Annotated in this window: 13 protein-coding genes and 1 pseudogene; 8 read left to right on the plus strand and 6 right to left on the minus strand. The window is 45.8% G+C overall.

The window, feature by feature from the left end:
• Window positions 1–93 precede the first annotated feature (93 nt).
• The 4 genes and pseudogenes from EKM75_RS13130 to EKM75_RS07170 all read right to left on the minus strand — a co-directional run.
• A pseudogene (locus EKM75_RS13130) lies at window positions 94–644 on the minus strand (helix-turn-helix domain-containing protein); the annotation flags it as partial.
• A 216-nt stretch (window positions 645–860) separates the two neighbouring features.
• Window positions 861–2,141 (minus strand): exonuclease domain-containing protein, encoded by a 1,281-nt coding sequence (locus EKM75_RS07160; protein ID WP_125693290.1) that lies wholly within the window; start codon window positions 2,139–2,141, stop codon window positions 861–863.
• 4 nt (window positions 2,142–2,145) lie between these two features.
• Entirely contained in the window at window positions 2,146–2,517 is a 372-nt protein-coding gene (locus tag EKM75_RS07165; RefSeq protein ID WP_125693292.1) for a hypothetical protein, read from the minus strand.
• Between the two features lie 299 nt (window positions 2,518–2,816).
• A complete protein-coding gene (locus EKM75_RS07170) occupies window positions 2,817–3,197 on the minus strand; it encodes a MerR family transcriptional regulator (RefSeq protein ID WP_164508754.1) in 381 nt (126 codons plus the stop codon).
• A gap of 70 nt (window positions 3,198–3,267) precedes the next feature.
• Between EKM75_RS07170 and EKM75_RS07175 the strand changes: the two genes are divergently transcribed.
• From EKM75_RS07175 to EKM75_RS07205, 7 genes are all read left to right on the plus strand, one after another.
• Window positions 3,268–3,978: an SDR family NAD(P)-dependent oxidoreductase gene (locus EKM75_RS07175; protein WP_125693296.1), complete on the plus strand. Its 711-nt coding sequence runs from the start codon at window positions 3,268–3,270 to the stop codon at window positions 3,976–3,978.
• Window positions 3,979–4,433: 455 nt separating this feature from the next.
• Window positions 4,434–4,913, plus strand: a complete 480-nt coding sequence (locus tag EKM75_RS07180) for a hypothetical protein (RefSeq protein WP_125693298.1) — start codon at window positions 4,434–4,436, stop codon at window positions 4,911–4,913.
• Between the two features lie 477 nt (window positions 4,914–5,390).
• Complete coding sequence (locus EKM75_RS07185; protein ID WP_125693300.1) at window positions 5,391–8,060, plus strand: SpaA isopeptide-forming pilin-related protein; 2,670 nt, start codon at window positions 5,391–5,393, stop codon at window positions 8,058–8,060.
• Between the two features lie 3 nt (window positions 8,061–8,063).
• Entirely contained in the window at window positions 8,064–9,515 is a 1,452-nt protein-coding gene (locus EKM75_RS07190; RefSeq protein ID WP_125693302.1) for a SpaA isopeptide-forming pilin-related protein, read from the plus strand.
• A gap of 42 nt (window positions 9,516–9,557) precedes the next feature.
• Window positions 9,558–10,340: a class C sortase gene (locus tag EKM75_RS07195; protein WP_125693304.1), complete on the plus strand. Its 783-nt coding sequence runs from the start codon at window positions 9,558–9,560 to the stop codon at window positions 10,338–10,340.
• Window positions 10,341–11,048 carry a class A sortase gene (locus EKM75_RS07200; RefSeq protein WP_125693306.1) on the plus strand — a complete coding sequence of 236 codons (708 nt, stop codon included), beginning with the start codon at window positions 10,341–10,343 and terminating at the stop codon, window positions 11,046–11,048.
• Between the two features lie 182 nt (window positions 11,049–11,230).
• Window positions 11,231–12,550: a replication-associated recombination protein A gene (locus EKM75_RS07205; RefSeq protein WP_125693308.1), complete on the plus strand. Its 1,320-nt coding sequence runs from the start codon at window positions 11,231–11,233 to the stop codon at window positions 12,548–12,550.
• 90 nt (window positions 12,551–12,640) lie between these two features.
• On the opposite strand, the gene EKM75_RS07210 is transcribed toward EKM75_RS07205, so the two are convergent.
• Window positions 12,641–13,069, minus strand: coding sequence for a nuclear transport factor 2 family protein (locus EKM75_RS07210; RefSeq protein ID WP_125693310.1), 429 nt, complete (start codon window positions 13,067–13,069; stop codon window positions 12,641–12,643).
• 219 nt (window positions 13,070–13,288) lie between these two features.
• Here EKM75_RS07210 and EKM75_RS07215 point away from each other — a divergent pair, with 219 nt between their 5' ends.
• The gene (locus EKM75_RS07215; protein WP_125693312.1) at window positions 13,289–14,230 is read left to right on the plus strand and encodes an ADP-ribosylglycohydrolase family protein; all 942 of its coding nucleotides are present in this window, start codon (window positions 13,289–13,291) and stop codon (window positions 14,228–14,230) included.
• 129 nt (window positions 14,231–14,359) lie between these two features.
• Here the strand turns inward: EKM75_RS07215 and EKM75_RS07220 are convergent, their stop codons facing one another.
• Window positions 14,360–15,529: a DUF2075 domain-containing protein gene (locus EKM75_RS07220; protein ID WP_125693314.1), complete on the minus strand. Its 1,170-nt coding sequence runs from the start codon at window positions 15,527–15,529 to the stop codon at window positions 14,360–14,362.
• Window positions 15,530–15,740: the final 211 nt, after the last annotated feature.

Here is a 15,740-nt window from a genome sequence, read left to right on the forward strand (position 1 = left end):
TTTATCGTCTATCTGCGGCTTCTAGATTTTTATTTTTAGGGAAGTATTCTCGTTTGTTCCTTGTTGTTGAGGCGTATATGGATCTGGCCATTAGACATTAACAATAAGTTCTTCACGGATTTTTGTTAAGCTTAAAAATTCTGCTCCATGGTCTGGAGTAAATGAGAGAACAAATTCTTTAGGAACTTGAACAAACCTTGTTGTGAGGGCTGCGTTCATTGATTACTCAACTGCAGCCACTAGGACAGATTCTCCAACTTTCTCAAGGATGGTAAATTCAGATTGTGATTTTTAATGTATTGATAGATTGTATTGTCATTAACAGTCACAGTCACTTTGCCGTCTAATTTTAGGCGCTGAGAGATCTGCTTTGGGGGCTAGTGATGTTCACAAAACTTGAGCACATACTTCTGGGAATTGTTCTGGAAGTCTTGGTTTATGACTGTATTGTCTCCTGAATCGATGAAATTTTTGGGCCTTGGGAGGGGGAACGATATTTCGGTATCAGCAAATCTCTCTAGATATAGTGATAGTGAACGACGTAGCTGTAAAGCTACACCTCGGATAGATAGACCTCTTACCAATAATTTTAGAACATTTTTTCGTTCTTTTATAGTAAGACGGTGATAACTTACAGATAGCACTCCGTTACTTTTCTTGGTTGTTAAGTAGGTATAACCTCGCCATGGCTTTTTATTCATTTTAGTGTTGTACTTTAATCGTAAATTCGTCTTATGAGAAAAGCCCTGCAATTGTTAAGCTTATCCGTTTAACAATTGTAGGGCTTTTTAATTTTATGAACATTTATTCGCATTATCAATAAATATACAAAAAGATACTTTGTGTTACTTACTAGTAATCTATAATAAAGCAGTACATTTATAACTAGCTAGTAATTTTTCGAATCCACGGCCATCAGTTTTATAAATATCAACCCCGTTTTTTTGTAATTCTTGAAATTTTAGTTCTTTGCTACTGTGTTCTCCATCCGTCAAGTTTGCAGAAACTTGTATACCCTGAATAAAGTAATTAACGTTTTTGCTTAGAGATCCAGTAACTATACCACCATGTTTTTTAACAATATATTCCATCTGTTTTCGATTGTAGGATCCATCTTCAATACTTCCAGTAAATATAAACCGCAGCCCGTCGAAGATTGGAGAATCATCGTCATATTCAAAGACTTCTGAACTAGAATATTTCGAACTAGATATTTTTTTTGAAGGTACCACTTGTTTGAAATTTGAGATGAGTTTTCCAACGAGAACAGTAGCTCTAGCATCAGCAAGTGAATTATGTGCTAATGATTTAACACCGAGCATTCTTTTTACCGTTGTAAGGGTGTTATTTATACCCCCATGGTTGTATCTACGCACAACATACAGTAAATCAATAATGTCATTATCAAAAAAGTTAATTCCGCGAGATGAAAGAAAGGGGATATCAAAACGTTTAATATTCCAACCTACTATGGGCAGTTTACCGACGAATTTAGTAAATTCAGACTTGACCTGTTCTAGTGTAGGAGCATTTGCTAGGTCTGCTTCAGTGATGTTAGTTAAGCTTTTAATGAAAGTACTTATATTATTACTACCGTGGACATAGGTATCGAAATAATTCACTTCGATACCGTTTAGAACATGGGTTGCTGATAACTGAATAATGTTGTCGCTTGATTCAAGACCGGTTGTTTCAATATCTAGAGAAATAAAATCGTTTGGTAGAATACCATTATCTGGAATATTGAATCCTGAACCGATGGATAGAGCATTTGAAATATCTTTTTGTGAGAGCAAGCGTCTACCAGAATTGAATATACCTGTATTATCTATATGTTCTTGTACAATCCAATTATATGAATCAAGTAGGTTTTGTCCTTTTTCAGTAAGATTGTAGCGGTCGTCAGAGGTTTCAAGGTATCCAAATTTTTCAAATATTTTCCTTTGCCAAGGAATATCGATTGCATAAATTTGTTTGAAATATTTTGGAATGTAGGCTGTGGTTCTATATTTTGCACTCCACCAAAGCGCCACGATTTCACCGGAGGTTAATTGGTCTAGGTTAAATTGGCTCTTTTTTTTAGAATCGACAAGTGTTACAGTTCGATCAAAGTCGTCTTTATAAGTTTTTGCAACAATCATATAATTAATCCTCTTCAATTTTATTGTTGTTGTACCGAGTTAGACTTACTTTTTTACCACTAAACGGGTCGAATCTTGGCATTACAGACCATCTTGCAAATGGCAATGACTCATCATATCCTAGACTATTTCTTAGATTGTCAAGATTTATGTATGCTATGTCCTGTCCGCGTTTTTTTTGAATTTCTTGTCGTTTAAAGAATGCCTTGTTCTTTTTTTCAAGTGCGTTCTTATCTTTGTAACAAACTAAATCAATTACTGGAGAGGGACTTTGCAGTTTTACGACGTGCGCATTGAGCTCATTAATACGTTTTTCCATGTCTTCGGGAATACTTGTATCTTTGAAATAAATGTTTTTGCCACTATGACGCCACATTTGTAATCGCTCCCCTTGTATTCTTTTAATTTAATGATACGTTGTGCTAGGTATGATAGCAATGAAATTATTCCTTTGTGATTCTTAAGATTATTTAAAGCAAGATTGCCGTATCTGTTATGACAGTCTGTATGTCAAATGTTAACTAGGCATGCTATAGATTCTCATATCATAAGTGATGCTTTTTTGGGGGGGCTAATCGCTGAATGGGTAGTTACGGAATTCATAACCATAAGTAATACAAAAATACGACAAACAAGCAGGCCTCGAAATCGTCGAGGCCTGCTTGTTTAGGTCGCTCATATCACCGCACTGTCTCCAGCCAAATATCGCTCAAGCTTATGATCAATCACTTTCAGCTGTTCCTGCTTATCAGCAATCGCAGTGAGGACTTGTTTACGCTGTTCGCGCATTAATTCAATTCGTTGCGGTAAGCTGCTAGCGCCTTCACGTACTAAGGCGGTGTAGTGTTGTAATTCAACGATCGACATGCCAGCTTCTCGCAAGTAATGTAAATTAGTTATCCAGTGTAGGTCTTCATCATTAAAGACCCGTTGATTATTTTTATTCCGTTTTTCTGGTGGTAATAAATCACATTCTAAGTAATATCTGACTGTTCGAATAGTAACATTAGCGGCTTTCGCAAACTCACCGATTCGCATCAATTTATTATTTTCCATTTTGGCTTGACCTCCCGTTACGTTAGGCTGATATAGTAAATCCATCATAACAGAAAAGGAAGCTATGGATATGACTATCAATACATTAATTACTGGTGCTGATCGCGGGATGGGTTACGAATTAGCCCTAGAACTTGGTTTGAAAGGCCAGTCTATCTATGTTGGTTCTAGGAATTTAGCTCGTGGACAGGCCGCTGTTGCCCGGCTCGAGGCCGCTGGTGTGCAAGCTCAGGCGGTACAATTAGACGTGACCGATCATGAGTCGATTGCTGCCGCGAAAACGAGTATTCCTAATTTAGATATTCTAATCAATAATGCTGGGATTGCCGTTGATCATGAGACTAAGCCGTCAGAGCTGTCACTAGACGCAATTCGGCAAGATTTTAACGTGAATTATTTTGGCTTGATCGACGTTACGCAGGTCTTCTTACCACTTTTAAAGGCAGCGCCGGCTGGCCGGATTCTCAATATCTCTAGTGCAGTGGGGTCATTGACTCTAGCCAGCGATGCCAGTACCAGTATTCACAAACTGCAAGCATCTGGCTATCAGGCTTCTAAGTCAGCGGTCAATATGTTCACCGTCAAACTCGCAGCCGAACTTGAGGGAACGCCTGTCACGGTAAACGCCGTCAATCCTGGTTGGGTAGATACCAGTTTTGGTGGTGGCGGCGGTAATCGGACCGTGCAAGTGGGTGTCGCGCGGACTGTGGAATTGGCCACTTCTGATGCGTTAACTGATTCTGGCACTTTTTCAGATATTGATGGTATCGTTCCTTGGTAACCTGCTTAAATTAAGTACGACAAACTCAAAAGGCAAAGTCATCTCTAGAAGGAAAAAAATCACTGTTTCAGACAAGGTAGTTTAACAACGTCAAACCAAAATTGAAGTGAATTATCTGTACTTCAAATATATATATTGTTACTACGAAGGCTTAGTGTATTACGTACTAAGCCTATTTTATATATTAGGAAGATGTTGAGTTTGATTGTCATGAGTAATCTTTTTCAATTAATTTTCACGGAATCCATAACAAAGTTGCAGAGAGGCTCGTAAACATTCAAATACCAACGTTTATCCGCGTTGTTAGAATATAACAAGTGAACAAACAGGGCTCATCTACACGTCCTCCAACAAGATCACAGTCAAAAATTATTTATGTATTCCGACTGTTAACCCAGTGCTATAATTATGATGTAATTGATGAATTAAACTATAGTCAATTGGAGGAATACATAATGAAAGTTAAATATTTGGTGGCAGCGGCTGCCTTAAGCTTGGGCCTTGCCGGAGCTGTGACAACCTTTGATCAACCGGTCAATGCCGCGGCGAAGTCAAAGCGAATTACGACCTATAAGACGATGCCCAAGGCTCTGCGAGGGACCTGGCAGGAGAAGAGCTACTCTAAGTACAAGAAGGGTATCAAGGTTAGATGGAGTTACACCTTCAAGAAACACTCTTATTCCATGAGAATGGACTTTAAGGGTGGCCATAAGAAGTCTAAGACCATCCGTTTTTCTAAGAAGGAAATTGGTGGCATGAACTATGACCACCACTATAAAGTGTATAACGTCTTTCCTGGCGGGTCATCAATTCCTAAGAGCAAGCTACCCTATGCCGGTTACATGACGTTTACTGCTGGTCGCCACAATGGTAAAAAGGCATTGGGACTGCATGGCATTGCCGACGATAAGATTACGTATTTCTACCGTAAATAACCAATCCCAGCTAGTCTAGCTACATCAGTAAGTCTAGAACAATCTAAATACTCACAGGAGGTCGTCCAGCAACGTTGGGCGACCTCTTTGCTGTCTCTATGCATTATCCAGCGTCTGCATACCAGCTTTCACCTAAGTTATCCACGCAACTATCCCGTACAAACGAATTGAGAAATAAAATAAATCGATAGCGAAATCACCCGCTAGCCCCTCCAAGCTCAAAACAGCCGATTCCTGCCCCTCCCTACAACCCCTATCCTGCCGCCAACCCCCCTTACTCGATAGAAACAACGCCACCCACAACTGTTCAATATATTTAGAAGTTGACATAATCGTTTTAATATATAACACAACAACCTTGTTAATATTATTATAAAATACATATGGTGTTCATAAGTTATTCACATTTTGTTGGTATTCTGAAATCACTCGAAAAAAGACAGAACGAAACCCACAGGGGATATGGAGGATTACCGCATGAAAAAACTGTTACGAATTATTGCGATACTGGGATGTTTCCTTGGCTTGGCTTCACTGTTACGTATTCAGGCGCAAAAGCGAGAAAACATTATTAAGATGGCGGCCCTCCAAGACCAGGCGGGCCAAGTTGTTGAAAAGGTCAGCAGTCACGACCCTCAAGAGTTACAGATGGCGTTGACCATCAAGCTACCCACTGGGGAGACGATGATGACGTTAGCCGACCAGGACAACGTCAAGCTTAAGACCGGGGAAATCGTTGACCTACAGCCCAACGAAGACATCACAGCGCGAGTAGACCAACAAAACCAACTCATTATCCAAAATGACCAAGGCCGCGTCAAGAAGGTGAAGCTGGTCGTACCAGTCGAAGTGACGAACCCACTACTAGTGGCTAAACTACAACTCGACTTACACGTTGCCGACTCAAAAGAAACTTACACGCTTCCTGAAATCGCGGTTACAGCTGAAAAAACTAAAGAAGCTGCCGAAGAAAAGGCCGAGGAATCAACGGAAGACTTCGTTAAAGAACCAGCGGAAGACGCGACTCAAGAGTCAGTTACGAAAGCACCTGAGAAATCTACGAAGAAGACAACTAAAGAAACACCTAAAGAAGTCACACCAGCATCAGACACGACTAACGACACCAAGACGACTGACAAGCAACCATCAAATTCACCAAAAGAGGGGAGCCAACAATCACCAAAAACAACGACCACCAGTGAGCAACCGGCAACTACTAAGGACGACACTGACGACAAGGTGGCTAAGACGGCTACCACTACTAAATCCAAAATGGCCGCGGCACCGACAGATGCACTATCTGGCACAAATATCGACGTTCACCGGGCGCAAATCCAGGTGGACAGCTGGTCAGACAGCCTAATTGTGGCTGGTTCACTACCTGCTAAAGACAATGTGAACGTGTTGGAGAAAGAATTGGGCGTCAACGGTATCATCTCAGGTGGGTACTACGGTGGAACCAACTTTGATAACTTCGAAAAACACTACCACTCATCCTACATGCGAAAGGGCGACGGCACGGGGACCGGAGATGGTGAAAAGGCCTACGCCGTAGCGGTTGACGGCCAGCCAACTAGTAATAAAGCAGACGACATTCTCGTTTATTACCAAAACGTCGGGGCCTACACGGATTCAACGACGGCCGACAACCCAACTGAACCAATGGGGGCCATCGTTAAGATTTCCAACATTGAGTACCACGACAAGATTAGCGGTGAACCCAAAGATGGCAAGGCCTTCATTGATTTTTCCAACAACTTCTACTCCGGAATGGTCTACAACGGGATTGAAACTCTCGATATCGACGTGACGTTTACTACTTCTGACTGGAAGCAAGCGCTCGTTTTCCCGCCACTTGATGGTAACGGGGATGCTCGCAGCTACTTCACGTTTGGGTCACTGAACGGGAATGAAGATGGTGCGCACGAATGGGCTGGTAGTCGATTGAACTTACCAGGAAAGTTAGCGCCTAACGCGACCATAGCCGAGCATCCAAATGGTTGGTACGAAGGTACTGGTATGGGGGTCGTTGATAAAGAGAAGTATGAAGCGGACAGAAAAGAAGGCGAGCGACCAGCCGACTGGGGAGACTACCTCGGTTCCAGTGACTACGAACGGGGCGCCGTTTCCTTCCCACTGGTTGGACGTGACCAACTATTTAAGTTAAGAAGTGAATCAGGCTTTACTTGGCAGTCCTTCTCTAGTGGGTACATCATGCCACTAGAGCAACCAGCACCACAAAAGACCGTTCACCGGGACGACGAGCTAGGACTAGACAAGAACAACTTAGACGGCGTGACGATTGACCGGGACAACGACAGCCAAGACGACCTGGTCTACACGGTTTACCAAAAGACCTACAGTATTCCTAACGAATCAATTGCGAAACCGAATGAGATCATCTTTCGGGATAAATTGCCAGCTGGTTTAACGGTTAAGGCAGGTGGCTTCCGACTATTCAACACAGATGGCAAAGAAATGACGCCGTTGACTGGGAATCTCGAGATTACCCCTGAAGGTAAGATCACATACAAGTTCTCTGAAAAAGAAATTGAAGAGTTGAAATTTGACGGTGGCCACTTCGCCGTTCAAATCACAGCGAAGATCGATGACGACTTTGTCGGGACCCTTAAGAATCGAGCCAGCATCGAATTCAATTCCGGTGACGACCACAGATGGCGGAAACGCACGAACAAAGTGGTGACCCATTTCATCCGGGGCAGTTACGAGTTCCAGAAGGTTGATGGCACCACGGGCAAGTCCCTTGCCGGCTCCACGTTTATCATTCAAAACGCGGATGGTCAGTACCTGACCTTTGACGTCAACAATCGTCAGACCGGACTGGTCGCACTGAAATCACGGGCGACCCGACTGCAGGGCGACAGCGACGGCAACTTTAAGGTCGCTGGCCTCGCGAAAGGCACGTACAAGTTAATTGAAACCAAGGCACCCGATGGCCACGTAGTCGGAAAGCCAACTGAATTCACCATTTCTGGTAAGGCTCAGACCACACCAACGCAAATTGAAAACGACCCCTACAGTCTTCCCGTAACCGGGGGACAAGGAATCTTCTGGTTCATTGTCGTTGGGCTCATACTCACCCTATCGTCTCTCGCCATTTGGCGCACTTACCCTAGAGGAGGATAACCCATGAAATTCACTAAAATTAGACAGCTGGTGCTTGCGACCTTCGCCGTTTGTGGCTTGGCGCTAGGCGGTCGGGCAGTTGCCCACGCCAGCACGCAAGCGCCAAGCACGGTCACAATGGAACTGCACAAACTGGACAACAACTCGGAGGATCAAACGACAGAAACGATTAAGAACACTGGGGATGAAGTTTCCCTGCCAACCGGCGTGACGCCTTACGACGCTGGTAAGTACGGTGAGGTCACCTATAGCGTTTATGACCTGACCGACGTGATGAAAGAGCGGGGTATCACCAGTGGCGAAGCAACCAGCGAAGCCTTTGAAACTGCCCGGACCCAACTACTGGCAGACATTACGGCTAACCAGACTGATCCAGCGGCCTTATTAGCCGCCCAAGAGGCCTTCGTGAAGGCCAACGGGTTAACCAGCATTGCTGACAAAACGTTGAAAGGCCAGTCTAGTTCCCTAACTTTTCCTGGCATCCGCAACAGCGGCTTCTACCTGATCATGGAAACGGTCGCCCCGACGCAGCATTTGACGAAGCTGTCGGCGCCCCTGATCATTGGTTTACCGTTGAGTGATAAGGCGACCATTCACCTGTACCCTAAGAACCTGATTGCCCGGGACGTCGACCCTGAGATTCACAAGGTGGGGCGTAATCCTCAAGATCCAACCAGTGAGACGTACCTGCCATTACGCAAGGTAGAATTCACCCTGGCACAGAAGAATGGCGAAGGTGAAGTGCGGACTCTGAAGACCGACAAAAACGGGGACATCGCATTTGGTGGCCTGGAAGTCGGGACCGAGTACGTGTTAACGGAGTCTGCCAACAAGCGCTACCCGTGGTATCAGCAAACGGATACCAAGAAGCACAAACTTTCATTGACCTTTACGGTCGATAAGGAAGGCAACATCGAAGCACTCAAAACGCTACCGAATGCAGACCACTTTGGTATCCAGGGCACGCGAATTGGAATCAAAAACGACCTGATTCTTGGGGGTGCTGAATTCAAGAAGGTGGACGCGCAGACCGAAAAAGGCCTGGCTGGAGCGAAGTTTAAGGTCCAAAAGATTAGTCCCAAGGGTAAAACTTACTGGGCCGTCTTCCAAGGTAAGACTTTCGTGAAATGGGTGACGAGTAAGGCCACCGCGACTGAGTTAACGTCCGCAGAAGATGGCACGTTTGACTTCACCGGTGTCCCTTACGTGTATGACCAACGGCATGGCAAGGTCACCTACAACTTAGTTGAAACGCAAGCCCCAGCAGGCTACGCGTTGTTGAAGGAAGCGACACCATTTGAAATTAATGAAGAAACAAACATCCAGACGATCAAAAACGAAAGTTACGCCTTGCCAACCACTGGGGGGATGGGCATCTGGCTATTCCTCCTCATCGGGAGTCTTCTGATGGGTGGCGCCGGTTACCTCTACTACCGGCAACGGAAGGCGGCCTAACTGGTAAGCCACTTAGACAATTAGAGAAGGGAGGACCCCCACATGCGTAAATGGCTAGTGATTCTGCTATGTTGTTTCGGCTTAGGCCTGATTGCCTACCCAGCCGCCAGTAACTTGGTGATTGGTTGGCGTCAGCAGGGGGTCCTGGTGGCGTATAAGAACCAGTTGCGGTCGGCGAGTACTAGACAACGAAAAGCGCTCCAGCGGTCCTTACAACGGCAGGCAAGGGATACTCGGACCACCCTCTATAACCCGTTCAAACAGGAAAATGACCGGTTCATGGGGACGCCCCCCCTAGCGTTAGTGGCGATTCCTACCATCAACGTGGAATTACCGGTGTTTGCTGGGACCAGCGACCCCGTTTTACAGAAATACGCAGGATTGGTTCACGGGACGGACGTGCCGCAGGGCAAACGTAACCAGCACAGTCTGATTACGGCTCACCGGGGGTCACCCAACGCGACCCTGTTCACGGACCTACCGCGGTTACAGCGGGGCGACCATTTCTACCTGAAGAATGCCTACGGGTTGATGACCTATCGGGTGACGAACATTCGGACCGTGAAAGCGGCCACGCGTCAGCCAATCCTGCGGGACACGACCAAAAATCAGGTGACGCTGATGACCTGTACGCCGTATATGATCAACACCCACCGGCTCTTGGTGACGGGACAGCGAATTCCGAACGAAACTAAGACGATTCCGCAAGGGAAGATGGTGTGGGACTGGTACAAGATTATCCTGCTGGTCATCGGGGCACTCCTGCTGATCGGTGGCACGTGGGCCGGTTACCGGCGATTCAGACAAGCAAGGGAGGGTAACTAAATGACGAAACGTAAACGACGCTTTAAAAAAGGTTCCCTCTGGTTGCTGGTGATGTTTCTCGTCGGGAGTGGACTGGTCCTACTCGGGTTGACGCAAAATTCCTCGGTAACCCGGATGGGTGATACGGCTAAACGGGAGATGACGGTTGAGAGTGTTCGGCGGGCCAAGCAATCGGCCCAGAAAAAAACGGATCAGGGTAGGACGGCCCCGTTTGATTACGCCAAGACCTCGCAGCTGACACCGCTCACGGTTGGTGGGTATCGCCTCCGTGAGTTGACCGGGAATAGTGGTTACGATGGTGCGGTGGGCCAGCTGAGAGTCCCAACGGTGGGATTGGACTTACCGATCGGCATTGGTGTCAGTAATAGCGTGCTGGTGCGGGGGGCGGGAACGCTGAAGGCAGACCAACGGATGGGCCAGGGTAATTACGCATTGGCCGGGCATTACATGGCGGCTAAGCGGCTCCTGTTTTCCCCACTAAAGGGCGTGCAACGCGGAGATAACGTCTATCTGACGGACAAGCAACAGGTGTACCATTACCAAGTCTCACGGGTCCGGGTGGTGGATCGCCACCAGGTCAACGTCATTGACGACGTACCCGGCAAGAAATTGGTGACACTGGTAACTTGTGCCTCCGCCAAGCGCGGCGAACCTAAGCGGTTGGTGGTGCAGGGAGAACTGGTGTCGGTCCGGCGGGTTCGGGCTTGAGTCAGGATGAATAGTTTAAGGTAAACGAAGCGAGCAGATACTGTGTTCGCTTTTTTTATTGCAGATAGCGTGACTGTGTTTAAATCAATAAGCGCTGTTGGTTGACTGTCCCGCAACGTCATAGTTTATGATTACCTACAACAGTTCGATTACTGAAGTCTGAAGGTAGGGTGGCGTCGTACATGAAACAGGAATCACTTTTCTCAAATCAACCAGAGAACACGCCGTTGGCCAGTCGGGTTCGGCCCCAAGACCTGGACCAATTCGTTGGCCAGCAACATCTACTGGGTCCTGGCAAGATTTTGCGAGAAATTATTGAAAATGACCAAGTTTCGTCCATGGTTTTCTGGGGACCGCCGGGTGTTGGGAAGACCACGCTGGCTGAAATTATTGCCCGTAAAACGCAATCTAGTTTTTTGAGCTTTAGTGCCGTGGATAGCAGTATCAGTAAAATCAAGAAAATTATGAAGCAAGCTGAATTGGACCGGGAAATTGGGCAACGAACAATCGTCTTTGTGGACGAAATCCACCGGTTTAACAAGGCTCAGCAGGATGCGTTTCTGCCCTACGTTGAGCGGGGAAGCATCATTTTAATTGGGGCAACGACGGAAAATCCTTCGTTTGAAATCAACTCAGCCTTGTTGTCACGCTGTAAGGTATTTGTCCTGAAAGCCTTGCAACAGGCTGACATTATCACGCTGGTCGAGAATGCTCTGCAAAATTCTAACGGTTACGGGAAACAGAGTATTAAGATTGGCGACGATGAAATTCAAGCGATTGCTAACTTTGCCGACGGGGATGCCAGAATGGCATTAAATACGCTAGAAATGGCGATTCTCAATGGTGAGAAGGTTGATGGGGCCACGACGGTGACCATGGATAATCTCAGCCAGTTAATTACTAAAAAGTTTGTGTTGTATGACAAGAATGGTGAGGAACACTACAACATTATTTCTGCGCTGCATAAATCCATGCGTAATAGTGACACCGATGCGGCTATTTACTGGCTGTCGCGAATGTTAGAGGGTGGCGAGGACCCGTTGTATATTGCGCGGCGGCTGGTTCGGTTTGCGAGTGAGGACGTTGGCTTAGCCGATACGAACGCCCTCAACGTGGCAATCAACGTCTTTCAGGCTTGCCAGTTTCTGGGGATGCCGGAGTGTGATATTCACCTGGTTGAGGCCGTGACCTACCTGTCGCTGGCGCCCAAGTCTAATGCCATTTATAAGGCCAGACTCGCGGCGGCTAAGGACGTGAAGCAGACGGTGAATGATCCGGTGCCGCTACAGATTCGGAACGCACCGACTAAGCTGATGAAAGATTTAGGGTACGGCAAGGACTATGAATTAGCCCACTATGCCAAAGATAAGCTGACGACGATGAAAACTATGCCGCCTTCCTTAGAAGGACATGAGTATTATTTGCCGACGACCGAGGGCCATGAACGGCGGTTCAAGGAGCGATTGGCGCAGATTAAGGCTTGGCATGAACAGAATGGCTAACAAAAACGGGTATCCTCAATGAGGACACCCGTTTTTGTTAGGTTTCAGGATGATTAAGATGTAACGACGTACTGATCTTTGAGTTTCAGCTTAAACCAATGTTTTCTTCTGACCAAAGTCCATGTCCATTGGCCGGATGAAGGACCAGGTTGAGTGAACGACCTTCCAGTCAGTGCCTTCGCGTTCGTAAACCTCAATGCAGTTGTAGTGCATTTCGTTCAGTGAAGTCTTGGCAAATAGTTGGTAGGTTAGAACTGCCATGTCACCTTTGATTTGAACGCGGGGGTCTTCGAAGTCGTAGGTATCGGCGAATAGTTTGCCCTCAACGTTAGCGAGAACGAATTCTTTGATTTCGGCGTAGGTGTCGACCCGGTGCGGTTTATAGCTGTCAAAGTGGGAAAAGTTCTTTTGAGACCAGATGGTTAAGTAGCCCGAAGTGTCGCCCTTGAACCATTTGTCTAGGGCGCCCTTTTCAAGTGCAATAATTTTGGTGGTTAAGTCGGTATTTTCGTTAGTCATGGTTTTTCTCCTGTCTCTAAGTTAAGTAGCAGGGCCAGCTTTCCATAGGCATGTCGCAGAGAACGGAGGAGCCAAGCTCGTGTATTAACCATGAGCTTAAACTATGCCGTAACGTTACAGTCAAGCGTGATTCTCTGAAATTAGTGATATGCTAAATTCAAGTGTTATTTACACGATTTGTGATAATAAAGAATGGCTAGACATTATGGAGGGATACTTATGAACTATCATGAAATTATGAATGGCTTACAGTGGGCAGCAGTTGCTGATGCACTTGGTGTCCCAGCTGAGATGCAAGAGCGTGGAACATACCCTGTTATCACGGAGATGCAACCCAGTTCTTTTTGGGAACAGCCAGCTGGCAGTTGGTCGGATGATACGTCGATGACATTGTGTTTGCTAGAAAATATAGTTGCTGAAGGTGACTACACTGATATGATGCAACGTCTAGAAAGATATATGAGATTTGGTACAGATACACCGCGTGGGGAATTGTTTGACGTGGGTCGAACGTGTGCTCATGCAGTACGTAACTACGTGATTAATGGCATTACCCCCCTGATGTGTGGGGATGCTTCACCAGAGGCAAATGGCAATGGTGCTTTAATGAGAATTGCGCCATTGGCCATAGTCTTACAGCATGAAACAAATCAGAATCGCCGTTTTGAGCTTATTCGTGATTACACGGTTCTAACGCATCGTCATGCGCGGTCAGTGGTTGCGAGTTTTATCTTCCTGGAATTATTACACAGTATTCTAAATGGTATGAGCTTGGGGGAAGCAATACCGATAGTTCAGATATCATTGGCTAAATTCTTTAAAGATACGGAATATGCAGAGGAATTACAGTACTATCAAATGATGTTTGACCCTGATTTTAGTCATTTTCCGGTTGAAGCTATTAAGACCTCCGGTTATGTTGTTGATACTTTGATGGCGGCCGTTTGGTTAGCTTTAAATCAACCAGCACCTAAAGACGCAATTTTAAAGGCAGTTAATCTTGGTGGTGACACAGATACCATTGCGACCGTGGTAGCCTCTTTAGTGGCGGCGGGACAGCCGACAGTATCCGTTGATGCTACCTGGTGGGGACAACTCCTAAATACTGAGCTTTTGGAGCAGAGGTTTACGGCATTTGCAACTAAGTACGCTGAAACATAAAAAGATGAATCAAAGAGTGCCACTGTTTCACATGAAACATTATCGTTAGTAGCGTACTAAAAAGGCGATTCACCAAGTTACCCTGGAATGGGGTATTAGGTGAGTCGCCTTCGTTTAGGTTAGATGTAATTATTTGCCAGTTTCGGACAATTCAAGTAGCCGTTGCCGTAAAGCATCGTCGTAGGCTGTCAGGTACAGACCGTATTTTCCCCGCTTCATTAAGACGTTCAGGACGTTAGCGATAAACGTTTTGTATTCGTCACGGCTAAATTGAATGTCCTTCCGTTTCTTAAAGATTTCCTTGTGGGAGTACTTTTCGGGAATGATGGTCATTGTATCCGTCTTAGGGTCGTAGCCAAATGACGGTCCAATGATCATGCCCACGTAGTTGAGGTCAAAACCTTGTAGGGTGTAGATGGTACCGACCTGGGTGATGGAGCCTTCACGCTTGGCCCAGTGGGTCCGTTGTGGGTCCCATTCGTCCCAAGGTAGGTTGAACGTATCCATCTCAACGTTGTGGCGGCCATCAATGCGAGGGAACCCAGAGGTGGCTACGACCCGACTCATGCCAAATTCCTTGTTGCGTTTCTTAATGTTTTCGAACAATTCGCCGGCAGTATCAAACATTTTGAATTCGAAGTCGCTGTTGTCGGGGAAAGGTTTCAATGGCTTTTCAGCGGACAAGTCATCCATCCAAGCCACCTGTTCGTCGCTGGCAACCATCCGGTATTGGAAGTTCATGTTGAACAGCTTATGTGGGTGGGAGCCGATGGTCTTGTAGAGCAGGTCTTTGTCCCAATACATCTTGGACTGGAAGACTTGTTCAAAGTCGTACACGACGACCACGACCTTAGCCAAGTTCATGAGGTCGGTCAATTGGTTTTGACCGCGGTAGTGGGCGTAAGGTTCTGATTTGGAGTAGAGCAAATGGGCTTCATCGACGAAAATAATGTCGTATTTTTTGTGGTTCTTTTGGGCGTAGTTGATCAGAGCAGTGGGCCGCCGAATGGACTTTACCTTCATGTTTGGAATGGATTCAGCGAGGTCTTGATAGGCTTTGTACAGCTCGGGATGGTTGACCACCAGTGAGGTTTGGTAGCGGCTATCGGTCATGTACTGACGAACGAGTTCCATGAGGACCACGGACTTCCCAGTTCCAGCAGCGCCTTCAATAATAGCTACGGAAGATTGGTTGCCGTTCAGCCCTTGCTTAATGTAGTCGTTGATATTGGTGATAACAGTCTTCTGGTCGTCTGACAGGTCATCGACGAAGAACTGTGCCTTTAAAATTTTATTCATTCTGAAACTCCCTTATGCCTTAGTTGATTTGCGTACGTAAATGAAGCTAGATTTCTCTGTGAAAATTGCTATTACTAGTATAGCAGTTATGGGGTGGAAGACTGTAGAATTTTGAAAGGGTGGGAGAGGTTTATAAATTTCAGCTGCTGTTTCATGTGGAACAAGCAGAAGTAGCCAGTTAGTGGAAAATATAAAGCTGTCCTATAAAATA

Source organism: Levilactobacillus tongjiangensis, assembly GCF_003946345.1.
In the GTDB taxonomy this organism is placed as follows: domain Bacteria; phylum Bacillota; class Bacilli; order Lactobacillales; family Lactobacillaceae; genus Levilactobacillus; species Levilactobacillus tongjiangensis.